Origin of the sequence: Streptococcus suis, from assembly GCF_002964045.1 — a bacterium.
GTDB classification, from domain to species: Bacteria; Bacillota; Bacilli; order Lactobacillales; family Streptococcaceae; genus Streptococcus; species Streptococcus suis_U.
On sequence record NZ_POPB01000352.1, the window covers coordinates 1 to 396 of the forward strand.

General features: G+C 34.6%; 1 protein-coding gene. It reads right to left on the reverse strand.

All coding sequences use genetic code 11. The annotated features are described in order from the left end of the window. On the reverse strand, positions 1-396 hold a 396-nt coding region (locus tag C1E99_RS08295; protein ID WP_153060174.1), incomplete at both ends, for an ATP-binding cassette domain-containing protein.

The following is a 396-nucleotide window of genomic DNA, read 5'->3' on the forward strand; positions in this document are numbered from 1 at the left end:
AAAAACATCTGGATTTGCGACTTCAAAAAGATAAGAGCTGTCCCTTTTATTATAAAGTTCAGAGAGTGTTCCCTCAAAAATAAGCTCACCGTCATGTATTATACCGACCATATCTGCAATCGTTTCTATTTCACTAATATGGTGACTTGATATAAAAATCGTTTTTCCTTCTTCTTTAGCTAGTCTGTATAAGAGTTCTCTGATTTCAACAATTCCTTTCGGATCTAATCCATTCGTAGGTTCATCTAATACCAATATATCTGGATTATTTAAAAAAGCAAATGCTAAACCAAGACGTTGTTTCATACCAAATGAGAACGAAGACACAACTTTATTGCGAACCTCACTTAGGCCCACCAGATTCAAAACTCGATCAATTTCTTCTTGCGGTTTTTT